22 protein-coding genes are annotated in these 23,834 nt (G+C 63.6%); 13 read left to right on the top strand and 9 right to left on the bottom strand.

Annotated features, from left to right (window positions below; translation table 11 throughout):
• Positions 1–152: 152 nt before the first annotated feature.
• The 7 genes from arcD (at position 153) to GR138_RS29325 (ending at position 8,989) form a co-directional block, all read left to right on the top strand.
• The gene (arcD, locus tag GR138_RS29295) at positions 153–1,622 is read left to right on the top strand and encodes an arginine-ornithine antiporter (protein WP_160862803.1); all 1,470 of its coding nucleotides are present in this window, start codon (positions 153–155) and stop codon (positions 1,620–1,622) included.
• Between the two features lie 17 nt (positions 1,623–1,639).
• Complete coding sequence (locus tag GR138_RS29300) at positions 1,640–2,857, top strand: arginine deiminase (RefSeq protein ID WP_160862804.1); 1,218 nt, start codon at positions 1,640–1,642, stop codon at positions 2,855–2,857.
• A 16-nt stretch (positions 2,858–2,873) separates the two neighbouring features.
• Positions 2,874–3,875, top strand: a complete 1,002-nt coding sequence (argF, locus tag GR138_RS29305) for an ornithine carbamoyltransferase (protein WP_160862805.1) — start codon at positions 2,874–2,876, stop codon at positions 3,873–3,875.
• Between the two features lies 1 nt (position 3,876).
• Positions 3,877–4,788 carry a carbamate kinase gene (gene arcC, locus GR138_RS29310; RefSeq protein WP_160862806.1) on the top strand — a complete coding sequence of 304 codons (912 nt, stop codon included), beginning with the start codon at positions 3,877–3,879 and terminating at the stop codon, positions 4,786–4,788.
• A 97-nt stretch (positions 4,789–4,885) separates the two neighbouring features.
• The gene (locus GR138_RS29315) at positions 4,886–5,707 is read left to right on the top strand and encodes a universal stress protein (RefSeq protein WP_160862807.1); all 822 of its coding nucleotides are present in this window, start codon (positions 4,886–4,888) and stop codon (positions 5,705–5,707) included.
• 40 nt (positions 5,708–5,747) lie between these two features.
• Entirely contained in the window at positions 5,748–8,336 is a 2,589-nt protein-coding gene (gene mgtA / locus GR138_RS29320) for a magnesium-translocating P-type ATPase (RefSeq protein WP_160862808.1), read from the top strand.
• Between the two features lie 59 nt (positions 8,337–8,395).
• Entirely contained in the window at positions 8,396–8,989 is a 594-nt protein-coding gene (locus GR138_RS29325) for an NAD(P)H-dependent oxidoreductase (RefSeq protein ID WP_160862809.1), read from the top strand.
• 12 nt (positions 8,990–9,001) lie between these two features.
• Here the strand turns inward: GR138_RS29325 and GR138_RS29330 are convergent, their stop codons facing one another.
• The 6 genes from GR138_RS29330 to GR138_RS29355 form a co-directional block, all read right to left on the bottom strand.
• Entirely contained in the window at positions 9,002–9,985 is a 984-nt protein-coding gene (locus tag GR138_RS29330; protein WP_160862810.1) for a zinc-dependent alcohol dehydrogenase family protein, read from the bottom strand.
• Between the two features lie 83 nt (positions 9,986–10,068).
• The gene (locus tag GR138_RS29335; RefSeq protein WP_160862811.1) at positions 10,069–10,719 is read right to left on the bottom strand and encodes a BON domain-containing protein; all 651 of its coding nucleotides are present in this window, start codon (positions 10,717–10,719) and stop codon (positions 10,069–10,071) included.
• A 360-nt stretch (positions 10,720–11,079) separates the two neighbouring features.
• Positions 11,080–11,484, bottom strand: coding sequence for a baeRF12 domain-containing protein (locus tag GR138_RS29340; protein ID WP_160862812.1), 405 nt, complete (start codon positions 11,482–11,484; stop codon positions 11,080–11,082).
• 77 nt (positions 11,485–11,561) lie between these two features.
• Positions 11,562–12,206, bottom strand: a complete 645-nt coding sequence (locus GR138_RS29345; protein WP_160862813.1) for a helix-turn-helix domain-containing protein — start codon at positions 12,204–12,206, stop codon at positions 11,562–11,564.
• A gap of 125 nt (positions 12,207–12,331) precedes the next feature.
• Complete coding sequence (gene fixJ / locus GR138_RS29350; protein ID WP_160862814.1) at positions 12,332–12,958, bottom strand: response regulator FixJ; 627 nt, start codon at positions 12,956–12,958, stop codon at positions 12,332–12,334.
• On the bottom strand, positions 12,948–14,456 hold the full coding sequence (locus GR138_RS29355) for a PAS domain-containing sensor histidine kinase (protein WP_160862815.1): 1,509 nt from the start codon (positions 14,454–14,456) through the stop codon (positions 12,948–12,950). The genes fixJ and GR138_RS29355 overlap by 11 nt, the downstream gene beginning before the upstream one ends.
• Before the next feature lie 120 nt (positions 14,457–14,576).
• On the opposite strand from GR138_RS29355, the gene ftsH reads away from it, so the two are divergent.
• Positions 14,577–16,433 carry an ATP-dependent zinc metalloprotease FtsH gene (ftsH, locus tag GR138_RS29360; protein WP_160862816.1) on the top strand — a complete coding sequence of 619 codons (1,857 nt, stop codon included), beginning with the start codon at positions 14,577–14,579 and terminating at the stop codon, positions 16,431–16,433.
• Here the strand turns inward: ftsH and GR138_RS29365 are convergent.
• Both GR138_RS29365 and GR138_RS29370 read right to left on the bottom strand, forming a co-directional pair.
• Complete coding sequence (locus tag GR138_RS29365) at positions 16,384–16,812, bottom strand: DUF2267 domain-containing protein (RefSeq protein WP_160862817.1); 429 nt, start codon at positions 16,810–16,812, stop codon at positions 16,384–16,386. The two genes, ftsH and GR138_RS29365, sit on opposite strands and share 50 nt — an antisense overlap.
• Before the next feature lie 60 nt (positions 16,813–16,872).
• Positions 16,873–17,397, bottom strand: coding sequence for an Hsp20/alpha crystallin family protein (locus GR138_RS29370; RefSeq protein WP_160862818.1), 525 nt, complete (start codon positions 17,395–17,397; stop codon positions 16,873–16,875).
• Between the two features lie 352 nt (positions 17,398–17,749).
• Between GR138_RS29370 and GR138_RS29375 the strand changes: the two genes are divergently transcribed.
• From GR138_RS29375 to GR138_RS29395, 5 genes are all read left to right on the top strand, one after another.
• Positions 17,750–18,820, top strand: coding sequence for an HlyD family secretion protein (locus tag GR138_RS29375; protein WP_160862819.1), 1,071 nt, complete (start codon positions 17,750–17,752; stop codon positions 18,818–18,820).
• A complete protein-coding gene (gene rbbA, locus GR138_RS29380) occupies positions 18,817–21,564 on the top strand; it encodes a ribosome-associated ATPase/putative transporter RbbA (RefSeq protein WP_160862820.1) in 2,748 nt (915 codons plus the stop codon). The genes GR138_RS29375 and rbbA overlap by 4 nt, the downstream gene beginning before the upstream one ends.
• Entirely contained in the window at positions 21,564–22,676 is a 1,113-nt protein-coding gene (locus tag GR138_RS29385; protein WP_160862821.1) for an ABC transporter permease, read from the top strand. The genes rbbA and GR138_RS29385 overlap by 1 nt, the downstream gene beginning before the upstream one ends.
• A gap of 169 nt (positions 22,677–22,845) precedes the next feature.
• Positions 22,846–23,154, top strand: coding sequence for a type II toxin-antitoxin system RelB/DinJ family antitoxin (locus GR138_RS29390; protein WP_160862822.1), 309 nt, complete (start codon positions 22,846–22,848; stop codon positions 23,152–23,154).
• Positions 23,151–23,444: a type II toxin-antitoxin system mRNA interferase toxin, RelE/StbE family gene (locus GR138_RS29395; protein ID WP_160862823.1), complete on the top strand. Its 294-nt coding sequence runs from the start codon at positions 23,151–23,153 to the stop codon at positions 23,442–23,444. The genes GR138_RS29390 and GR138_RS29395 overlap by 4 nt, the downstream gene beginning before the upstream one ends.
• Before the next feature lie 155 nt (positions 23,445–23,599).
• Here the strand turns inward: GR138_RS29395 and GR138_RS29400 are convergent.
• The coding region (locus GR138_RS29400) for an RES domain-containing protein (protein WP_246200834.1) at positions 23,600–23,834 on the bottom strand (235 nt) is incomplete at its 5' end.

A 23,834-nucleotide genomic window follows, 5' to 3' on the forward strand; every position in this document is an offset into this window, starting at 1 on the left:
GCCTCTCCCTCGCGACAGGCTTTGACGCCCGTCAACGGCCGGTCCCCCTGCGAGAAATTTCAGGCCTCAGCGGCGCTTTGACGCCGATCAAAGCGACCTGCGAGTTGGAGGCGCAGTCTTTGGCTATGTTTTCGAACTCCGGGAGACCCGCCATGACTGCCGCAGATGTTCACTCCGCCTCCAGCACCGCCGCCTCGGCGACAAAGCAAACCAAGCTGCATCTGGGCGCGCTGACCGCGCTCGTCATCGGTTCCATGGTGGGATCGGGCGTTTTCAGCTTGCCGCAGAACATGGCGGCAGGAGCCGGGCCGCTCGCCATCATGATCGGTTGGGCGATAACCGCCGTCGGCATGCTGGCATTGGTTTTCGTTTACCAGTCGCTGGCGACGCGAAAGCCGGATCTCGATGCCGGTCCCTACGCCTATGCAAAGGCTGGCTTCGGGCCGTTCATCGGCTTCAACAGTGCCTGGGGCTACTGGATCAGCGCCTGGGTCGGCAATGTTTCTTATGCGGTGATCGTTTTCAGCGCGCTATCCTATTTCTTCCCCGCCTTCGGCGACGGCAACTCTTGGCAGGCGGTGCTTGGCGCCTCGGTCCTTCTTTGGGTAATCCACTTCCTTATTCTGGCTGGCGTACGCCAGGCGGCGATCGTCAACCTGGTCGTCACCGTTGCCAAGATCGCTCCCATCGTACTGTTCGCGGGCATCGTCGCGGTGGCCTTCAAGGTAGACGTCTTCAACGCCGACTTCACCGGTCTCGGCAATGCCGACCTCGGTTCGATCATGAACCAGGTGAAGAGCACCATGCTGGTGACGCTGTGGGTGTTCATCGGTATCGAAGGCGCCAGCGTGTTTTCGGCCCGCGCCGAGCGGCGCAAGGATATCGCCACGGCCACCGTGCTCGGCTTCTTCACCTGCCTTGCGCTTTATGCACTTGTCTCGCTGCTGTCGCTCGGCATCCTGAACCAGCCGGAACTCGCCGCCCTCAAGAACCCGTCGATGGCCGGCGTGCTGGAGGCGGTCGTCGGACCCTGGGGTGCCGTGCTCATCAATCTGGCGCTTGTCGTCTCGGTGATCGGCGCCTTCCTGAGCTGGACCCTGCTTGCCGCCGAAGTGCCGCATGTCGCGGGCCGGGACGGCACCATGCCGACGTTCTTCGGCCGTGAGAACGCGCGGGGCGTACCATCCACCTCGCTGCTCATCACCAATCTTCTGGTGCAGGCGTTCCTCGTCATCACGCTCTTTGCGCAAAGCACCTATCAGGCGCTGTTCTTCATCGCCTCGGCCGCCATTCTCGTCCCTTACATTTTCTCTGGCGCCTATGCGGCAAAGCTGGCGATCACCGGCGAGGGGTATCGCGAGGGCGAGTATCGCACTCTTCCGATGCTGATCGGCCTTCTGGCAACAGTCTATGGCCTCTGGCTCGTCTATGCGGCCGGCCTTTCGTATCTCTTCATGTGCGCCATCCTCTATGCGCCGGGCATTGTCTTCTTCGTCTGGGCGCGCAGGGAGAAAGGCGAGCGTGTCTTCCATCCTGTCGAAGCGGTACTCGCCGCCGCGCTGGTCGCAGTGGGGCTTTATGCCGCCTACGCCATGTGGACCGGCGCGGTCAGCGCCCTTTGAATCCGAAAGGAACTGTCATGGCCGCTCTTGGCGCTCATTCCGAAGTCGGCCGGCTGCGCGAGGTGATCGTGCACCGGCCTGATCTCAGCCTCCGCCGTCTCACCCCTGATAATTGCAAGGCACTGCTCTTCGATGACGTGATCTGGGTCAAGCGCGCCCGTCAGGAGCACGATGTCTTCGTCGATGCGCTGCGCGAGCGGGGCGTCACCGTGCATCTCTTCGGCGAATTGTTGGCGGATACCATGGCCCTTCCGGAGGCACGCGGCTGGCTTCTCGACCGGCGCGTCGACGCTTCCGTGGTCGGCTACGACATGGTGGACGAGCTGCGCGGCTGGCTGGACGAGATGCCGGCCGAAGGGCTCGCCTCGCTGCTGGTCGGCGGCATTGCGCGCGCCGAACTGCCTTTCCAACCGCTTGGGCTGACGGGTCGGACGCTACTGCCGCAGGACTTCGTGCTGCCACCGCTGCCGAACCAGCTCTTCATGCGTGACAGCTCCTGCTGGATTTATCGCTCTGTTTCCGTCAACGCCATGTACTGGCCGGCACGCAAGCCGGAGGCGGCCAATGTCGAAGCCGTTTACAGGTTCCATCCGCGCTTCCGTGATGCCGCCTTGCCCTTCGTTTCTCCCGACAAATTGGGCCCGGGCGTGAGCCTGGAGGGCGGCGACGTCATGCCGATTGGCGGCGGTGTCGTGCTGGTCGGCATGGGCGAGCGCACGACATCGCAGGCGGTCGGCGGGTTGGCGCGCAGCCTGTTTGCGGCCGGCGAGGCGACCCATGTCGTCGCCGCCCTGATGCCGCGTGACCGCTCCTTCATGCATCTCGATACCGTCTTCACCTTCTGCGACCGGGATCTGGCGACGATGTATCCGCCGGTAGTCGAGCGGTTGCGCACCTTCTCGCTTCGACCGGGAGAGGGCAAGGCAGCTATCGAAGTGGTCGAGGAGCAACGACCCTTCGTGGAGGTTGTGAAGGAAGCGATGGGGTTGAAGAGCCTGCGCATCGTTTCCACCGGAGGCGACGCCTACGAATCGGAGCGCGAGCAATGGGACGACGGCAACAATGTCGTCGCCGTCGAGCCGGGCGTGGTCATCGGCTACGACCGCAACGTCTACACCAACACACTGCTGCGCAGTGCCGGCATTGAGGTCATCACCGTGGAGGGCGCCGAGCTCAGCCGCGGGCGTGGCGGCGGCCACTGCATGACCTGCCCCATCGCGCGCGATCCGATTTGACGAAGGAGGAACTGACATGCCTGTCAATCTGCATGGCCGCAACGTGCTGACGCTGGACGATTTCTCCGGCGCGGAGATCCGCTACCTGCTGCGCCTTGCCGTCGAGCTAAAGGCCGCCAAGCAGGCCGGCACGGAGGTGCCGCGCCTTGCCCGCAAGAACATCGCCCTGATCTTCGAAAAGGACTCTACCCGCACGCGCTCCGGTTTCGAGGTCGCGGCCTACGACCAGGGGGCCCATGTCACCTATATTGGCCCTTCGGGTAGCCACATCGGGCACAAGGAGTCGATGAAGGATACGGCGCGTGTGCTCGGGCGCATGTACGATGCCATCGAGTTCCGGGGCTTCAGTCAGCATCAGGCGGACGAATTGGCCGCCTATGCTGGGGTTCCTGTCTACAACGGCCTGACGGACGAGGCCCATCCGACCCAGGTGCTCGCCGATTTCATGACCATGCGCGAATTCTCGCACAAGCACCTCTCCGACATGACGCTCGTCTTCGTCGGGGAGGGGCGCGACAATGTTGCGATGTCCCTTGCCATCGGCGCGGCGAAGGTCGGCATGGATATGCGTATTGCCTCGCCCCGTTCGCTCTGGCCGGAGGAGACGTTCTGCGACCATGTCCGCGCTCTGGCTGAGAAAAGTGGTGGCAGTTTCCGGATGGACGAGGACGTCAACGCCGCGGTGCTCGGGGCTGATTTCGTCTACTCGGATGTCTGGCTTTCCATGGGCGAAAACGAAAACGCCTGGCGCGATCGAATTGAACTTCTGACGCCCTATCGCGTGACCCGGGATCTCATGGCTGCAACGAGAAGGCCACATGCCAAGTTCATGCATTGCCTGCCCGCCTTCCACAATGCGGAGACGGAGGTCGGGCAGGATATCGCCCGCAGTTTTGGCATTGACTGCATGGAGGTCACTGACGAGGTCTTTGAATCCGCCGCATCTGTCGTTTTCGACCAGGCGGAGAACCGTATGCATACGATCAAGGCAATCCTGGTCGCCACGCTCGGGGGCTGACATGAAGATTGTTGTCGCCCTCGGTGGCAATGCCCTCTTGCGACGCGGCGAGCCGATGACCGCCGAGAACCAGCGCGCCAACATCCGGCGCGCGGCGGCGGTGCTCGCCAGGCTGATCGCCGCCGGCCATTCGCTGCTGATTGCGCACGGCAACGGGCCACAGGTGGGCCTGCTCGCCCTCCAGGCGGCCGCCACGCCCGGCTCGCCGTTCCCCCTCGACGTGCTCGACGCCGAAACCGCCGGTATGATCGGCTACGTCTTGCAACAAGAACTCGGCAATGCCGTCAAGGACAGGTTGTTCGCCGCCCTCTTGACGCAGGTGAGGGTCGATCCGCGCGACCCAGCCTTCGCGGCGCCCACCAAGCCCATCGGTCCCGTTTATGACGAGCCAACGGCCCGCCGGCTGGCAGCGGAGCGTGGCTGGCAGATTGCCGCCGACAACGACAAATGGCGCCGCGTCGTCGCCTCGCCGAAACCTCTGGAAATCCTGGAGGCTGAGGTGCTGGGTTTTCTCGTCGAGCGCGGCGTCATCGTCATCTGCGCGGGCGGTGGTGGTATCCCCGTCATGGAACGGGAGGATGGCAGCCTCAATGGCGTCGAAGCCGTCATCGACAAGGATTATGCCTCCGCACTTCTCGCGCGCCAACTCCACGCGGACTTTCTTCTCATGTTGACCGATGTCGATGCCGTTTATCGTGGGTGGGGCACGGACGCCGCCATTCCGCTCGGCATTGTGCGGGCATCGGATCTGGCGCCGGGTGATTTTCCCGCCGGCTCCATGCGGCCGAAGGTCGAGGCGGGCATCGACTTCGCCCGTACTGCCGGTAAACCGGCGGCAATCGGCCGGCTGGAGGACGCCGTGGAGATCATTGCGGGCATTCGCGGAACATGGATAGAGCCGGTCGATGCCTGAAACGTCAGGCATCATCGGGCTTGATCCGCGTCAAGGTGTCTTTCGTTCCAAGCTCTATCGTTTTGACAAGTAGACAGGTCGGACGGAGGACAGTCCAGTGAGCTATAAATCCATTCTTGTGAATCTGGATATCGATGGGCCGATCGTTCCGGTCGTGAAGGCGGCCAGCGAACTGGCGCAGCGCTCGAACGCCAGGTTGACCGGTTTCTGCGCGGCAGATGCGTATTTGCCGGTCACCGGAGCCGAGGGTGCAGAGCTTGCCGCGCAGGTATGGCGCCAGATGCGCGACGACGACGAGCGGCGTTTCAAGGAACTGCGAAAGGAGTTCGAAGCGCTCGTCGCCGGTGCGGTCGAGACCGATTGGCGCGCCACGCAGGAAAGGCCCACTTACGCCCTCGTGCAGGCGGCGAGGATCGCCGACATCGTCGTCACACAGGCGACCGACGGTGCGGCGACGAAGGATACGGCTCGCCGGGTCGATCCGGGCAGCGCAGTGCTGCAACTGGGGCGGCCTATTCTGGTCGTCGGCAGTGATACGGAGCACCGTGTTGGCCGGAAGATCGTCGTTGCCTGGAAGGACACGCGCGAGGCGCGGCGCGCGGTCGCGGATGCCATGCCGTTACTGCAGGCGGCGAGTGACGTCATCGTTGCTACTGTCGCTTCCGTCATCGACGAATGGGCGCGCGAGAGCATAGGCGATGTGGTCTCCTTCCTGTCACGTCACGGTGTGACCGCACGTAGCGAAACCGTGGAAAGTAGCCGTGAAACCGAGAGCCTCGTCGAGCTGATCGACAGGCATGATGCTGACCTGGTCGTGTCCGGCGCCTATGGGCACAGCCGCCTGAGGGAATGGGCCTTCGGCGGTGTGACTCGTTCGCTGCTCGACGAAATCCGGCTCAACCGCTTCATGTCGAGCTGACAGATCCTCGAACGGGGTGGCCAAGGCCGGAGATACGCACATGCAGCCGAAAACGTCCTCGCCACCGGCCATGGAAGCTGCGTCGGCCTATTGGTCGGTCCCCGTTGACACGCTGCTTGCCTCGCTGGACACCAGTGCGAACGGACTTTCCAGTGAGGCGGCGAAGGTGCGTCTCAACGATGTCGGGGCCAATACGATCCGGCAAGGGCACGGCGTTTCCGCGTTTGCGGCTTTCGCGCGGCAGTTCCGCAGTCCACTCGTTCTCATCCTCATCTTCGCGGCGACCGTATCGGGCATCGTTGGCGAGGGAAGCGAAGCCGCTATCATCGGCGTTATCGTGCTGGCGAGCTGCTTTCTCTCCTTCACGCAGGAATACGGCGCTTCCCAGGCGATGCAGGCGCTCACCGCCCGTATCGCCCGCAAGGCGCTCGTGCTGCGCGACGGGCGCGAAACCCTGCTTCCCGTCGAGGAGGTCGTGCCGGGAGACATCGTCCGGCTTTCGGCCGGAAACCTCGTCCCGGCCGATGGCATCCTCCTGGAGACGCGCGACCTCAATGTTAGCGAGGCGGCGCTGACCGGGGAGACTTTCCCCGTAGTGAAGACGGCGGATACCTGTGCGCCCGAAGCTCTCATTGGCCAGCGGACGAACGTGGCCTTCACCGGCACCTCCGTGCGCAGCGGCACGGCGACGATGGCGGTCGTGAAGACGGGCGGGACGACGGAATTCGCCACCATTGCCGCGACCATCGCCCATGTCGCGCCGGAGACCGATTTTGCGCGGGGGATCCGCCGCTTTGGCTATCTCATGACGGAGATCATGCTGGTCATCGTCATTCTCGTCTTCTTCGCAAATCTTCTATTGCATCGACCGGCGGTGGATTCGCTGCTGTTTTCGCTTGCGCTCGCTGTCGGGCTGACGCCGGAGCTGTTGCCGGCGATCATCAGCGTGACGCTGGCGCGAGGCGCCCGCGCCATGGCTGCGAACGGGTTCATCGTGCGCCGCCTTGACGCCATCGAGAACCTCGGCAGCATGGACCTTCTATGCACCGACAAGACCGGCACGCTGACCGAGGGCGTCATCCATCTCGATGCCTGCCTTGCTATCTCCGGTGTCGAAGCCCCGCAGGTGCGGCTCTGGGCATTGCTCAATGCGACGCTGCAGGTCGGTATGGCAAACCCGCTCGACGAGGCCATCGCCGCCGGCAAGCGACCGGAGGATGACTTTGCCGCCTACGCCAAGGTGGACGAGATTCCCTATGACTTCATCCGCAAGCGGCTAACGGTGGTGGTCCGCTGTGCGGGCGAGCCGGAGGATCTGATGATCTGCAAGGGCGCGGTGCAGGCCGTGGTCGCGGCCTGCACCCATGTCCTTGGCGATGACGGCGCGCCGGTGCCGATGGATGCGCAGCAGGCCGCGGCGATCGATGCGAGGGTGCAGGCGTGGAGCGGGCAGGGCTACCGCGTCCTGGGACTGGCCGTGCGCCGTTCAAAACCGCAGGATGCGTATGGTCGGCAGGATGAGGCCGGCCTTGCCTTTGCTGGCTTCCTGCTCTTCCTCGATCCGCCCAAGGCGGGCATGGCGCAAACACTGAAGGCAATGACTGCCCGCGGCATCAGGGTGAAGGTCATCACCGGCGACAACCGCTATGTCGCCGCCCATCTCGCGGAAACCATTGGCCTGCCGCATCGCCGCATCCTCACGGGAACGGAGGTGAGCCAACTGACGAAGGAGGCACTGGTGCGCCGCGTCACGCAGAACGACATCTTCGCCGAGATCGACCCGAACCAGAAGGAACGCATCATCGCGGCGCTGCGCAGGCACGGCCATGTCGTCGGCTATCTCGGCGACGGCATCAACGATGCGCCGGCCCTTCACGAGGCCGATGTCGGCATTTCCGTGGACGGTGCGGTGGATGTAGCGCGGGAGGCGGCCGACATGATCCTTTTGGAGCGCGACCTCGGCGTGTTGCTGCGCGGGGTCGATGACGGCCGGAAAACCTTCGCCAACACGATGAAATACATCTCCATCACCACCAGTGCGAATTTCGGCAACATGATCTCGATGGCCTTCGCTTCGCTCGCCTTGCCTTTCCTACCGTTGCTCGCGCCGCAGATCCTTCTCAACAATTTTCTCTCGGATGTGCCCTCACTCGCCATCGCCACCGATAATGTCGATACCGATCAGGTCCGCACGCCGCGGCGGTGGGACATCGCTTTCGTTCGCCGGTTCATGGTGACGTTCGGATTGGTCAGTTCGCTTTTCGACGCCCTGACCTTCGGCTTCCTGCTCCTTGTCGCCGGAGCGACGGCTCAGGTCTTCCAGACGGGATGGTTCGTCGAATCCCTGATCACGGAGCTTGCCATCGTGCTTGTCGTGCGGACGCGCACGACCTTCTGGCGCAGCCGTCCGAGCGCCCTGCTTTCCTGGCTGACGCTGGCCGTTGCGGTATTCGCCGTCGCGATCCCCTATCTGCCGGGTGCGGACTGGTTCGGTTTCGTCGGCTTGCCGCTGCCGGTTGTCTGTGGCCTGATGGTGATCACGCTCGCCTATCTGGCGGCTTCCGAAACGGTGAAGCACTGGTTCTTCGCGCGCGAGCGCCGCCGTGGGGGCGCAAAACGCTGCGTTTGACGCGCATCAAGGCACGCGCGCGGCAATGGCGTTTGATGGTGTCTCATAAGGAGATCGCCATGCCGCGCCGTATCCTCATCATCATCGGCCACCCCGACCCTGAACCGAGGCGTCTGTGCAGGGCGCTTGCCGCCAGCTATGCCGATGGCGCCCGTTCGGCAGGCCACGAGGTACGGCTCGTCGATATCGCAACGATCGATTTTCCGCTGCTGCGTACGCAGGAGGAGTTCGTAGACCGCGCCTTGCCGGTGACGCTGGAGGACGCTGCACAGGCGATCGGGGAGGCCGAGCATATAGTCTTCGTGTTTCCGCTTTGGCTCGGCACCATGCCGGCGCTGCTGAAGGCCTTTCTGGAACAGGTGATGCGTCCGGGTGTGGCTTTCGCCTATCGCGACAATGGGAAGGGCGGCTTCGGCAAGACGTTGCTCAAGGGCCGGTCCGCACGGGTGGTCGTGACCATGGGAATGCCGGCATTCTTCTACAGGCTTTGGTATCTCGGCCACGGCATCGCGGGTATGCGCCGCAATATCCTGAATTTCGTCGGCATCGGTCCGGTTCGTGAAACGCTGTTCGGTCCGGTGGAGGGCGCAAGCGAGGCCAAGCACGATAAATGGCTCGCGACGATGCGAGCGCTTGGCGCGCGTGCCGCGTAGCCGGCCGCGGCGTCAGGGAACCAGCACTGCCGCTCCGGCAAGGCGACCAGCCCGGAGGTCCGCGAGAGCCTCATTCGCAGCGGCGAGGGGATAGGCTCTGGTGTGCGTGCGCACGCCGGCCGCGTGTGCCACGGGAAAAAACGTCGTCGCATCCTGCCGCGTGAGGTTGGCGACCGAAACAAGCTCCCGCTCTCCCCACAGAACCGCGTAGGGGATGGAGGGGATGTCGCTCATGTGTATGCCGCCACATATGACACGGCCGCCCTTGCGGACGGCGCGCAGCGCTGCCGGCACGAGCTCGCCCACGGGCGCGAAGATCAGGGTGGCATCAAGCGGCATGGGTGGGGTGTCCTGTGACCCGCCGGCCCACACGGCGCCGAGGCTCAGTGCAAACCGTTGCGTATCCTCGTCGCCCTGCCGGGTGAAGGCGTAGACGTCACGGCCTTGCCAGCGGCAGACCTGCGCGATGATATGAGCGGCCGCGCCGAAGCCATAGAGCCCGATACGCTTTGCGTCGCCGGCCTTCATCAACGCGCGCCAGCCGATCAGCCCGGCGCAGAGAAGGGGAGCCTGTGCGACCGGATCGGCGTCGGGATCAAGGTCGAAGGCGAATTCGGCGTCCGCCACGGCATGGGTGGCAAAGCCGCCGTCGCGCGTGTAGCCGGTGAAGAGGGGCGCTTCGCAGAGGTTCTCCGCGTTGGACCTGCAATAGGGGCAGGCGCCGCAGGTGTGCCCGAGCCACGGTACGCCGACGCGCCGGCCAATGCGCGCGGTATCGACCCCCGGCCCGACGGCGTCGACAATGCCGACGATCTCATGCCCTGGCACGAGTGGCAGTTTCGGATGCTCCAGTTCGCCGTCGACGACATGGAGATCCGTCCGGCACACCGCGCAAGCCTCGACTTCGAGCCTTATCTCGCCTGGCCCGGGGATCGGGTTGGGGCGCTCGACCAGGACCAACTCTGCTCCCGGTCTTTCCAGGACCATCGCTTTCATCGCGACCTCCGGCACATGACGCGGAAAAACGTGAGGCGGAAGCAATGCCTCCGCCTCACCGGCCGTCGTCTGGGCGTCTCACATCATCCGACGGAGATGTGATCCTCGACGGCATGGACGCCGGCGGCGGCCCAGGCGGCCTGTTCGGCGGCACGGCGTTCGGACCACGCATGGACCCGACCGTCCAATCGCACCTTGCCGCCCTCGAGTACCGCGACCTTTATCGCCTGCGCTTCCACCTCCGCATTTCGTTTCAGCGCATCTTCGATCCGCTTCTTTACGTCCACCGCCGAGACGTGGTGCTTGATCTCGATCTGGTTCGTCACGCCGACGACGCCGGCGAGGTCACGCACGGCATTGGCGGCCGCGATCCGCTGATACTGCCAGTCGACCTTGCCGCTCAACGTAACCCAGCCCTTCTGAACCTTCACTTGCACGGCGTTGTCGGGGATCGATGTGTTCCAGGCGATCGTGTTGACGGCGCGCTTGGCGATTTCGTCATCGGCTGTGCGGTTGGTTCCGAACGGCCGCACTTCGATCTCCTGGGCTATGCCCTTGACACCCTTGACCCGCCCCACGACGTCCTCGATCTTGAGCTTCTGGCTGTAGGTCGGGACATGCCCGGTCAGTGTGATGATGCCATTTTCCACCGCTACGCCGATATCGGCGGCGTCGATGCTGGGTTCGAAGTCGAGTTCGTCCAGGATATCCTGTCTCAATGTGCTGTCATTCATGACTTTCACCTCGTTCTTCCGGCGGGCACCATTCCCGCCCTGTGTCCGATCATTTTCTGATGCGAAGAGCTGATGGGCGTTGACCCGCGTCAAAACCCGCATATTTTTAAGCCTTCTCTACTGCTCGATGTTTGTCGGCCGTGCACCATCGATCCAAGGCCGCCAATGCGTGGGCGTTACGTCGACACGTTCCCGCGTTCCTGATTTTATCCACCCGACTAGCGTGCGGCGGCACGGAAAAATCAGCGTGTGCGTCCCGTCGCGGTCCATGACCGCCAGTTCGAGGTCCAGGTTGTAAGGGGCAGTGGAAACCTCTTGCCACATTGAGCGATATACTCGAGGAGCCGGGTGCGAAGGCGCTCAAGCCGTCCGGATGGCTGTCTCGATCTCCGTTTTGGAGCGTCCGGTCATGTCCTTGACGATCTCGCCAAGCAGCCGTTCCCGCAGGCTCCGGTGAAAGTGACGGCGCATTTCGCCGAGGGTTCGCGCATCCGCGATGATGAGCAGCTTGCTGATGTCGCCTGCAACGGCGGTCCGGTTGAGCGCGGCGCAGGCCGTGGACGCGAAGTCGTCTTCCAGAAGGCGCGCCTTGTCAGGGTTCGCGATGCTATTCCTGTGGCGGGTGCCGGAGCCGCCATGTTCCTCCGGCAATCGGGGGGCGGGCAGTGTGGCAAGCTCGATGCCGGGTTCGTGCGCCATGTTTTTGAAGAGAAGCAGCGTATGCCCGTCGGCGACTGCCACCGTTGTGCCGTTCGGTAGGATCATCTTGGTCTTCCTCTTTGGCCGTTGACTTTCGAAGTCGGGACCGGCGTTTGAATGAACTGCTGTTCGGTCGCTGTGCGTCAGGCGGCGAGGTCCTCCAGCGCCTGACGTTTGACGATCTCGACGCCCCGCAGGTTCGGCAGCCGGATGACATCCTTCTGGCGGAGCCGGGAAAACACGCGCGAGACGGTTTCGATGCTGAGGCCGAGATAGTCGCCGATGTCGGCGCGCGCCATCGGCAGCTCGATCGTTCGCAGGCCGCCCTGGCGATCCGACATGTCGAGCAGGAACGCGGCGACACGTTCCGTCGCGTTCTGCCGGCCGAGCACAAGCAGGTGTTCCTGCGCCCGCACGAGGCTCTGCAGCGCCATGGGCAGAAGCGCGCCGGCAAGATCGCCGTGGAGGAGCGTGGTGCGCTGTATCCTTATCCCGGTCGCGCAGAGGGCTTCGGCAAAGAAATGATGCGTGACGTCCGTCTCGAACCCGAACATCTCGCCGGCGAGGTGAAAGGCGGAAATCTGGCGGCGCCCGTCGGCAAGCAGCCGATAGACGCGCACGGCGCCGAACTCCACGGTATAGAGACCGCCGCACTTTTCGCCCTGCGCGTAGATTTCGGCGCCGGCGGCGAAGTATGTCGGTGCGTCGCCCGCTGGTCTGTGGACAATTTTCGGATCGAACACGGTGCTGCGGTGAAACGATGTCAGAATTTTATCATGAACGGTCATGATCTTCTCCCTGAAGTCGATGGGAGATCATTGCGCAAATCGTGCGAAACGAAATTCGGTCATGTCCGTAAGGGAAATTGCGTAGCTGTGCCGTTCAGGCGCGGTGGGCTATCCCGCGGCTGGCCTCAGCGATGGGCATTGGCGACTTTGAGGGCGATGGCCATGCGGACGAGTTCCGCCAGGCTTTTCGCCTGCATCTTCGACATGATGTTCGCGCGATGCACCTCGACAGTGCGCGGGCTGATGTCGAGATCGTAGGCGATGGTCTTGTTGGGCAGGCCTGAAACCACAGCAGACAGAACCTGACGTTCTCGATCCGAAAGGCTGCCCAGGCGCGTGCGCAGCAACCCATCGTCGGCGAAGATTTCGACCGTCTCCTCGAGGCGGCTTGCAGCCCGTGTGATTGCGTCGATCAGCGTCTGGTCTTCGAACGGCTTTTCGATGAAGTCGACGGCACCCGCCTTCATGGCCGATACCGCCATGGGCACGTCGCCGTGCCCGGTGATGACGATTGCCGGGGGGAGGGCGCTGATCGCTCCAAGCTTTTCCAGCAATTCGACGCCGCTCATGTCCGGCATGCGCAGGTCCGTCACAAGGCAGGCATGTGCGAGCGTTGGCGCGACAGCGAGGAAGCTTGTGGCAGATTCGTGCACCCGCACGGTGAAGCCGGACATGGTGAGAAGAAAGGCCAGTGATTTTCGCACCGGCTCCTCGTCATCGACGATATGCACGACATAGCTATCAGGCTTCATGGTCTGTCCCTTGCCCGGCGACCGGCAACGAGAACCGGAATGTCGTTCCGCCGTTCTCGTTGCGCCGCGCAGAAATATCGCCCCGATGGGCCTCCACAATACGTTTGGATATGGAAAGCCCTATGCCCATGCCGCTTGCCTTGCTGGTGACGAAGGGCTGGAACAGGCGGGCCGCGATCTCGTCGGAGATGCCAGGCCCCGTATCTTCGACTTCGACGACCACTTGATCGGGTCCATCCGCCAGCGTGCGCACGATCAGTTCCCGGCGCTCGCCATCCCGCATGGCTTCCATGGCGTTGCGCATCAGATTGATGAGAACCTGCTGGATCTGCACGCGATCGACAAGCACCTCTTTGGTGTTAGGGGAGAAGGCGAAAACCGACCGGATGCCGAGTTCCCGGGAGCCGACAAGCGCGAGCGCGCCGGCTTCCTCGATCAGTTTCCGCAGGTCGTGCGGAGCCTTTTCCGTTTCGCCGCGCGTGACGAATTCGCGCAGATGACGGATGATTTCCCCGGCGCGCAGCGATTGCCTTGCGGTATCCTCCAGGGCTTCCCGCATCTGGGTGGCGGGCTCCTCCTTCATCTTTTCCAGCAGTCGGACGCAGCCTTGCGAATAGTTCGCTATGGCTGCGAGGGGCTGATTGAGTTCATGCGCAAGTGTGGAGGCCATTTCCCCCAACTCATTGAGGCGCGCGAGCCGCGCCAACTCATTTTGGATTTCCTGCAACCGCGCCTCGGACTCTTCACGTTCTGTCAGGTCGCGAATGAAGCCCGTGAAGAACCGGCCATTGCCCGACCGAACCTCCCCGACCGCGAGCTTCATGGGAAAGGTGGAGCCATCCTTGCGCAGGCCGACGACCACGCGGTCGATCCCGATGATCCTCTTTTCCCCGGTCGTCACATAGCGCTGGATGTATCCGTCGTGCTCGCGATGGTAGGGCTCGGGCATGAGGATGTTGACGTTGTGGCCAATCACCTCGGATTCCACATAGCCGAACTGCCGCACGGCCGCGGCGCTGAAGGAGGTGATCAAACCTCGCTCGTCGATGACGACCGTCGCGTCGGGCACGGTGTCGAGGATCGAACGAAGATGGGCTTCGCGCGTCCTGAGTGCGTTCTCCGTCCTGTCGATGGCCCGGCGCGCGTGGTGCAGCATCTCGCCCATCCAGGTGATCGCCAGTCCGACCATCGCGAAGATCGCAACCTGCAGCCAGATCGTCCCGTAGGGACCGGCGACATAGGTTGCGCTGGCAAGCGACAGAGCAAGAGCGAGAAGTCCAGGCCCCATGCCCCCGGCGATCGCGGCGATCAGGATGACGGGAATGAAGAGGATGAACGTGGCGGTATTGCCGAGCACGCTCTGAAGCAGCCAACGGATCCCGAAAATGCCCGCGACAGATACCAGCGCCAATCCATACCCGGCGCTTCCTTCGAAGCGGCGTGAAAAAATCGCCTGCAGGAATCGCCCCTGCAATCCCGGTATGTCGCGCGCCGGCATGGTTTCCTATCGGGGCGCCAGCCCAGGCGCCATCGGGAGGAGAGTTTTGACCGGTGTCAAGGATACAGCCGACCGGACATGAAAGGAAGATAGGCGATACTCGAAGAGGAGGCGTGCGATATGGATCGCAAACACACGTTCAACGTCGGTTATTTCCTTTTGGCGCTCTTTCTGCTCGGCGCATTTCAGACATGGCTTGCCTGGCGTGACGTCGCCCAACTCTCCCACAGCGCGTTGATGCAGATGGTGGACGAGGGCAAGGTGGCATCGGTCACGATCACGGAAACCACAGTGCAGGGCCGCTTCAAGGCGCCGTTCAATGGCAAAAGCCTGTTCCTCTCCACCCGCGTCGATCCGGACGCGGCGGCGGCCTTTGAGAAAGCCGGGGTCGAGGTGACGGGTGGCAGCGACAGCAACTGGCTCTCGACGATCCTGTCTTGGGTTGTGCCGATGCTGCTCTTCTTCGGTGTGTGGATGTTCCTCTTTCGCGGTTTCGCCGAGCGGCAGGGCATGGGCGGGCTCATCAATATCGGCAAGTCCAAGGCGAAGGTCTATGTCGAGCGCGAGACCGGGGTGAGCTTCGAAGATGTAGCCGGCGCCGATGAGGCGAAGCTTGAACTGATGGAAATCGTGTCCTTCCTGAAGGACAAGGAAAAATACGGCCACCTCGGTGCGCGCATTCCCAAGGGCATCCTGCTCGTCGGCCCACCCGGCACCGGCAAGACGCTGATGGCCCGCGCGATCGCGGGCGAAGCCGGCGTGCCGTTCTTCTCGATCTCCGGTTCTGAATTCGTCGAGATGTTCGTCGGCGTCGGGGCGGCGCGGGTGCGCGATCTCTTCGAGCAGGCGCGCAAGGCGGCCCCGTGCATCATCTTCATCGACGAGCTCGATGCGCTCGGCCGGGCGCGCACGCCCTTCAGCGGCTATGGCGGCGGCGACGAGAAGGAGCAGACGCTCAATCAACTGCTTTCCGAGCTCGACGGCTTCGATCCGCGCGTCGGCATAGTCCTCCTGGCGGCGACCAACCGGCCGGAAATCCTCGACCCGGCCTTGACGCGCGCCGGCCGCTTCGACCGGCAGGTCGTGCTCGACCGGCCGGATCGCAAGGGCCGCGAGGCGATCCTCAGGGTGCACATGAAGCAGGTCAGGACCGAACCGGGGCTGAATGTTGGTGACATTGCGGGCATCACCCCCGGCTTCACCGGCGCGGACCTTGCCAATCTCGTCAACGAGGCTGCGATCTTCGCCACCCGCCGCAACGCGCAAGAGGTGACCATGGCCGATTTCACCGAGGCCGTGGAGCGCATCGTCGCCGGCGCCGAGCGGCGCGGCCGGCTGCTCCGGCCCGAGGAGCGGGAGCGGGTCGCCTATCACGAGATGGGCCACGCTCTGGCTGCCGCCTCGCTGGCAAAGACCGATCCCGTCCACAAGGTCTCGATCATTCCCCGCTCGATCGGTGCGCTCGGCTATACGCTGCAAAGGCCGACCGACGACCGCTTCCTCATCACCGCCAGCGAACTGAAGGAGCGGATGGTCGTGCTGCTGGCCGGCCGTGCGGCCGAGGAAGTCGTCTACGACGAAATCTCGACAGGGGCGGCCGGCGATCTGGCCAAAGCGACCGACATAGCGCGCCAGAGCGTCACCCGGTTCGGCATGAGCGGCGCGCTCGGCCCGGCGGTGCTGGAAGAAGAGAAACAGCAATGGCTGGGCGACGGCGCGTGTTTGCAGCCGAGGGACTATGCCGAGGCAACGGCGCGGGAGGTCGATCTTGCCGTGCGCAGCATGCTGGAAGAGGCGGGCGCCGCGGCGCGGGATCTGCTACGCGCCCGCATCGACGACCTTCGGGCCGGCGCCCGCCTGCTGATGGAGCGTGAGACGATCACTCCTGAGGACTTTCCGCCGCTCCAGCGAATTTCAGAGGGCGAGGTCAGGCCGCCGGCCAAAGGTCGCGCAGCGGTTTCCTCATCGAGTTCCTGACCTGCACGATCTCGCCATGGGAAATGTGCCTATCGAGCAGGCGGAAGACGGCGCGCGCGGCCTCGTCCGGGTCGTTCAGCATATCACCGGAAAAGGCGTCCTCGACGCGGGCGATGAAATCCTCCTTCTTGCGCTCCCGTACGGGCGTATCGAGGGGTTTCCAGTTCTCGAAATAGATGCCCCGCACCAGAACGGGCAATTGCGAGGAGAGGTCTGTCATCTCCTCGGGCGAGAGCCAGTCGCGCAGGGCATGCAGCACGCACCGCAGCAGGTGATAGGCCCGCGGCTGCGTCCAGCCGAGATCCTCGGCGAGCTCATTGACCCATTGCTGCGCCTGTTGCGCGGCCTGCGTAAAATTGGTGATCGATGTGCCGCTCATGGGGCGTCTCCTTGGAGAATCCCGGCGCGCCGGCCGGCGCACCGGTGATGGTCGCAATGATTATGCAGCCTTGACCGCGATGGTCTTTTCCGCCTGCTTCGCCTCGGCGGTCTTGGGCAACTTGACGGTCAGCACGCCCTTGGCGAAGGCGGCGTCGATCTTGTCGGCGTCCACCCCGTCGGGAAGCTGGAAACTGCGCTGGAACGAGCCGTAGCGGCGCTCAGAGAGGTAGTAGTCCTTCTGCTTTTCTTCCTTTTCCTCCTGCTTTTCGCCCTTGATCGTCAGCGTGTGATTGGAGAGCTTGATCTCCACGTTCTTCTCCTCGATGCCGGGAAGCTCGGCCGTGATCTCGTAGGAATCGTTCTTCTCCACGAGATCCATCGCGGGAAGCACCTGCCATTCGTCGCGGGACATGCGCGGCAGTTCGAAACCGAAGACGCTTGACGGCAGGCGCCAGTCGAAGGGATGGAAGCTTTCGAAAAGCTGATCGATGTCACGCCGCAGGCTTTCCAGCGGACGGCGCTCTTCGCGCTTGGCAGGGGCTGTCGTCTTCGTGACGGGCATTTTGGTGGCAGCTTCGGCCATGATTGATCTCCTTTGCGTTGAATAATCGTCCTCATTGCCGTCGCCCCGGACTTCGTCGCGCGCCCAGAACGGCGGGGCGGAGGGGCGGCGGTGCTTCCCGCCGGAAAGTCGCTCGTCGACGCGCTGCCGCGCTCGACCTTGCTTCGCCTGATCGGCTCGATCCGGCGGGCATCCCAGAAAACGCCGGCCGTCGCCCTGTCGCATTGACGCGGATCAAGGTCGTCGCGGCCGGGTTCTGATTTTCATTCTGAAGACTTTCAAGACGGAGCAATGGCCGTGATCGCATCGTTGGGGACAGGCACAGAGCATCAGGGTCCCTGCGTCGGCCCGCTTGCCAGGAAAGGGAGCCGTCATGATAGCCGGTAGCCGCCTCTGGCTCGCCCTCCTCCTGCTCGCGGCCCTATCGGTCGGCGGGTTCTATGCCTGGCTGCAGGCCGGCAATGGTGCGCTGCCGAACGGGCTGGCGAGCGGCAACGGGCGCATCGAGGCCGTCGAGATCGATATCTCGGCGAAATCGCCGGGGCGGATCAAGGATATCCTCGTCGACGAAGGCGACTTCGTGAAGGCGGGCGATGTGCTGGCCCGCATGGATACGGCGGAACTTTCGGCCCGTCGCCGGCAGGCGGAGGCGCAATTACAGCGCGCCTCCATCGGCGTGGACACCGCCGGGACGCTGATCGTCCAGCGGGAGGCCGAGAAGACGGCGGCCGCCGCCGTGGTGACGCAGCGCGAAGCCGAGCACGATGTTGCGCAACGCACGCTGGCGCGCTCGGAACAGCTCGCCGCCAGCAACACGGTCTCGCAGCAGATCCTCGACAATGGCCGCGCAGCCGAGCGCAGCGCCGCCGCCGCGGTGGCCGCCGCCAGGGCACAGCTTGCAGCGAGCGAAGCGGCGATCAATGCGGCGCGGGCGATGGTCGTGGATGCGCAGGCCGCCGTGGACGCGGCGCGCGCCGCGATCGAGGCCATCGACACGGAAATCGACGACGGGACGCTGCGGGCGCCGCGCGACGGGCGCGTGCAGTATCGCGTCGCCCAGCCGGGCGAGGTGCTCGGCAGCGGCGGCCGGGTGCTCAACCTTGTCGATCTCGGCGATGTCTCCATGACGTTCTTCCTGTCCACCGCCGATGCCGGCCGTGTCGCCATCGGCACGGAGGTCCGCCTCGTGCTCGATGCCGCGCCCCAATATGTCATTCCCGCCCGGGCGACCTTCGTCGCCGACGTGGCGCAGTTCACCCCGAAGACGGTCGAGACCGAGGAGGAGCGCCAGAAGCTGATGTTCCGAATCAAGGCGAAAATCGCACCAGAATTGCTGCGCAAATATATCCAGCAGGTGAAGACGGGCCTTCCCGGCGTCGCCTATATTCGGCTCGATCCGAAGGCGGAATGGCCCGCCGCCCTTAACGGAACCCTCCTGCAATGACCCCGCAGGCAACCGCGCCGCACCGGGTGGCCCGGCTGGGAAATGTCGGGCTTTCCTATGGCAGGACGCGAGCGCTTGATGCCGTCACGCTCGACATGCCGGCCGGCTGCATGATGGGTCTCATCGGCCCCGACGGTGTCGGCAAGTCCAGCCTGCTGTCGCTGATCGCCGGAGCGCGGGCAATGCAGGAGGGGCACGTCGAGGTACTCGGCGGCGACATGGCGCGGTCCGCGCACCGGCACGCCGTCTATCCGCGCATCGCCTACATGCCGCAGGGCCTCGGGCGCAACCTCTATCCGACCCTCTCCGTCTTAGACAATATCGATTTCTTTGGCCGGCTTTTCGGCCACGAGCGGCAGGAGCGGGAGCGGCGAATCGCCGAGCTTCTCGAAAGCACAGGCCTTGCGCCCTTTGCCGATCGGCCCGTAGCCGCGCTTTCGGGTGGCATGAAGCAGAAGCTGGGCCTTTGCTGCGCGCTGATCCATGATCCGGACCTCCTGATCCTCGACGAACCTACGACTGGCGTCGACCCGCTAGCCCGCCGACAGTTCTGGCAGTTGATCGAACGGATCCGCGCTCGCCGCGAGGGCATGAGTGTGATCGTCGCCACGGCCTACATGGAGGAGGCCGCACGCTTCGATTGGCTGGTGGCGATGGACGGCGGGCGGATTCTTGCCTCCGGCACGCCGAACAAGCTTCTGCGCCATACGGATACGTCCAACCTCGACGCCGCCTTCATCGCCCTGCTGCCCGCTGAAAAGCGAGCGGAACACCATCAAGTTGTCATTCCGCCGCGCCCCGCCGACATGGACGGGGAGGTCGCCATCGAGGCGGAACATCTGAGCCGGCGTTTCGGCGATTTCAAGGCCGTGGACGACGTGAGCTTCCGCATCGCGCGCGGCGAGATCTTCGGCTTCGTCGGCTCGAACGGCTGCGGTAAGACGACCACGATGAAGATGCTGACCGGCCTCCTGGAGGCGAGCGGCGGGCAGGCAAGCCTGTTCGGCCGCAAGATCGATCCGCGCGACATCGCGGTGCGGCGGCGCGTCGGCTACATGTCGCAGGGTTTCTCCCTCTATTCGGAACTTACGGTCCGCCAGAATCTGGAGCTGCACGCGCGCCTCTTCGGCATGTCCGCTGCCGATATCGCGGCCCGGGTCGAGGAGGAGGCCCGGCAGTTCGCGCTCGTCGGCCACATGGACGCGCTGCCCGGCGCTCTGCCGCTCGGCATCCGCCAGCGGCTGTCGCTCGCCGTCGCGACGATCCATGCGCCCGATATCCTGATCCTCGACGAGCCGACCTCCGGCGTTGATCCGGTCGCCCGCGACGGCTTCTGGCGCATCCTCGTCGACCTGTCGCGGCGCCGGGGCGTCACCATCTTCGTATCGACCCATTTCATGAACGAGGCCGAGCGCTGCGACCGCATTTCGCTGATGCATGCCGGCAAGGTCCTCGTCACCGACACGCCAGTGGCCATCGTCGCCGGCCGCAACGCCGATACCCTGGAAGCCGCCTTCGTCGACTATCTGGAAGAGGCTGCGCCGGTCGAAGGGGCCACCGAGTCCGTGCCAGAAGCACCACCGTCGCAGGAGGAAAGCCCGCATCCCCACGGCCGCGTGTTCGACCTCCGGCGGATGTTCGCCTATACGCGGCGCGAAACGCTGGAATTGCTGCGCGACCCGATCCGCGCGACGCTGGCCACCATCGGCAGCCTGATCCTGATGGTGGTGATCGGCTACGGCATCAATATGGATGTCGAGAACCTTTCCTTCGCCGTGCTCGACCAGGACGACACCGCCATCAGCCGGGATTACGGCCTCCAGCTTTCGGGCTCGCGCTTCTTCACCGAAAGGCCGCCGCTCGCCGGCCATGCCGACATGGACCGGCGCATGGAAAGCGGCGAGATCAGCCTTGCGCTGGAAATCCCGCCGGGCTTCGGACGTGACCTGGCGCGCGGCCGCCCCGTCGCTGTCGGCGCCTGGATCGACGGTGCGATGCCGATGCGGGCGGAAACCGCCCGCGGGTATGTCGAAGGCATGCACATGGCCTGGCTCGCGCAGAAGGCGCGCGAGACCTACGGCAAGGATGCCGCGAGAGGCGATTTCCAGCTTGAGGTCCGCTATCGCTACAATCCCGATGTGCGCAGCCTAGACGCCATGGTGCCCGCGGTCATTCCCATGCTGCTGTTGATGATCCCGTCCATGCTGGCGGTGCTGAGCGTGGTACGCGAGAAGGAACTGGGCTCGATCGTCAATTTCTACGTCACGCCGGTGACGCGGCTGGAGTTCCTGATCGGCAAGCAGATCCCCTACGTGGCCGTGGCGATGATGAATTTCGTCCTGATGATGGCCTTTGCCATCATCGTCTTCGACGTGCCCTTCACCGGCAGCTTCGCCACGCTGTCGGCGGCGGCCTTCCTCTATGTCATCGTGGCGACGGCGATGGGGCTCGTTCTTTCCACCTTCCTGAACAGCCAGATAGCGGCGATCTTCGCCACCGCGCTCGTCACCATGCTGCCCGCCTCGCAATATTCCGGCCTCATCGATCCGGTGACGTCGCTTCAGGGGTTCGGCGCCTTCATCGGCCGAATCTATCCGACGACCCATTTCATCACCATCGCGCGCGGCACCTTCTCCAAGGCGCTCGGCCTTGCGGACCTCGCTAGCGCCTTCACGCCGCTGCTCATCGCCATTCCGGTTCTGGTCGGCCTCGGCGTCCTCTTCCTCAGAAAGCAGGCACGTTGATGCGGGCGGCGAACATCCTCCATCTCGGCATGAAGGAACTGCGCGGCCTCGGCCGTGATCCGGTGCTTCTCCTCCTGATCGTCCATGCCTTCACGCTGGCGATCTACACCGCCTCGAAGGCAATGCCGGAAACGCTCAACCGGGCGCCGATCGCCATCGTCGACGAGGATCGGTCGGCCGTGTCGGCGCGCATCGCCAGCGCCTTCTACCCGCCCTATTTCCTCGCGCCGTCGCTCATCTCGCAACAGGAGATGGACAGCCGCATGGATGCCGGCCTCGACACGTTCGCGCTCGACATCCCGCCGGGCTTCCAGCGTGACCTTCTCGCGGGCCGGGCGCCGACCCTCCAGCTCAACATCGACGCGACGCGTATGTCGCAGGCTTTCACCGGCGGCGGCTATGTTCAGGCGATCGTATCGGGTGAGGTGGACGAATTCCTCGCCGGCCATCGCCAGCAAACCGTGTTGCCCGTCTCTCTCGACCTGCGCGCTCGCTTCAACCCGGAGCTGGACAAGGGATGGTTCGGCGCGATCAGCGATGTCATCACGTCGATCACCATGCTGTCGATCGTGCTGACCGGCGCCGCGCTCATCCGCGAGCGCGAGCATGGCACGATCGAGCACCTTTTGGTGATGCCGGTGACGGCCTTCGAGATCATGGTGAGCAAGCTCTGGTCGATGGGCATCGTCGTGCTAGCCGCCGCCGCGTTCAGTCTCATCTTCGTCGTGGAAGGTCTGCTCGCCGTGCCCCTCAACGGCTCGCTTACCCTGTTCCTCGCCGGCGCGGCGCTCGATATCTTCGCAATGACGTGCCTTGGCATCTTCCTTGCCACCGTGGCCGGATCGATGCCGCAGTTTGGGCTCCTGCTGATGATGGTGCTGATGCCGCTGCAACTGCTGTCGGGCGGCGTCACCCCGCGCGAAAGCATGCCCGATGCCATCCAGCTCATCATGTTGGCGGCGCCCAACACGCATTTCGTGATGCTGGCGCAGGCGGTGCTCTTTCGGGGCGCCGGACTGGATGTGGTTTGGCCTCAGCTTGTCGCTATGCTCGTTATCGGTGCGTCCTTCTTTGCCTTTTCTTTGGGCCGTTTTCGAGTTTTCCTGCGATGAACATTCAACTCCAGAATTTTTCTGGATCCTCCCAGTTTTGATTTCCTATGGAGGTTAGGCTTCCATCAATGGCTATTAAGAGAGCCGTGAGCAGGGAATGACGATGTGAAACTTTATCTGGAAAACGTCATTCAATTGCATTACATTCTCGTTGAATATGGAGATTGCCATGGCCGCAAACGCTCTCGTACAAACACGTATTGATTCTGAAATCCGGGACCGTGCTTCCGCAGTGCTTGAAAGCATGGGCCTCACGGTATCTGATGCGGTTCGTATCATGCTCACCCGGACTGCCAACGAGGGGGCGCTGCCTCTTGAACTTCTTTCTGGCAGTGAAGCACATGACGCCTGGTTTCGGACCAAAGTGCTTGAAGCGTTAAACGATACTCGACCGGATTTATCGGACGACGAGGCGGAGGCGCACTTTGCCAAACGTCGAGCGGCGGCCCGCCTTAATGCTGGTGTGCGAGAATCGTGAAACTTACTTGGTCTGCCTTTGCAATGTCGGATCGTGACGCCATCTTCACATACGTCGAGGCAGATAATCCCGCAGCAGCCGTCCTGATTGATGAACGGATCGTAACCGCCGCCCGCCGCCTGCTCGATTTTCCTGCCAGCGGGCGCGTGGGTAGAATTGGCGGGACACGCGAACTCGTCATCAATGGAACGCCATACGTCGCTGTCTACGCTATTACCGAGACGACAGTTCGAATTGTTCGCGTACTCCACGGCGCGCAGGAATGGCCGGAACATCTACCGCTTAGTTGATGACTGCGTTCTCGCAGGGGGGCGCCGGTTCGATTCCTTTCAAGAGCTTAAGAAACAAGATTTCTTGAATGACGCTATGGGTGGAAAACCAAAAGGGCGGGCGGTCTCCAGCTGGCCAGTTTCATGTCGATGTGTAGTTGTCGGTCGACACCGACCTATCGCGACAGGCGACCTTCGTCGTGGATTAGCGTCAGCCGGCAAGGCGCCGCATCGCTCCACGTCCAAAGGACTAAATTGGCATCGTCTCGGGCCGCGCCGGGTGCAAAGCTCCTCACGATCAATCCATGATAGCCGGCAGCGGCAAGCCGACCGGCGAAGGCTTGCGTCAGGTTCTTCTGCAATTCTCGATGCTTCCTGCCCACCAGTCTGATACCACGTCCCCAGAGTGAA

The sequence above is a fragment of the Shinella kummerowiae genome, assembly GCF_009827055.1.
Classification (GTDB): Bacteria; Pseudomonadota; Alphaproteobacteria; order Rhizobiales; family Rhizobiaceae; genus Shinella; species Shinella kummerowiae.